1 pseudogene is annotated in these 277 nt (G+C 53.1%); it reads left to right on the forward strand.

The features are described from left to right. A pseudogene (locus CWB98_RS23530) lies at positions 1-277 on the forward strand (MFS transporter); the annotation flags it as partial.

Raw genomic sequence — 277 nt, forward strand, 5'->3', positions numbered from 1 at the left:
GCAACGGCTTCTTTGCGGTGGTACACGATGTTTTCACTATGCCCAAGGCCATGCGTCAACTTGCCTGGGTGCAGTTTTTCAGTTGGTTTTCGCTCTTTGCGATGTGGATTTACACCACGGCTGCGGTGACCAGCCACCACTATGGCAGTGTTGATGTTACTTCTAAAGCTTACAATGATGGTGCTGACTGGGTTGGCGTGCTGTTTGCCGCTTATAACGGCTTTGCTGCGCTGGCCGCACTGGTGATCCCGGTGATGGTGAAGCGCGTTGGTATTCG

Origin of the sequence: Pseudoalteromonas rubra, from assembly GCF_005887115.1 — a bacterium.
Taxonomy (GTDB): domain Bacteria; phylum Pseudomonadota; class Gammaproteobacteria; order Enterobacterales; family Alteromonadaceae; genus Pseudoalteromonas; species Pseudoalteromonas rubra_F.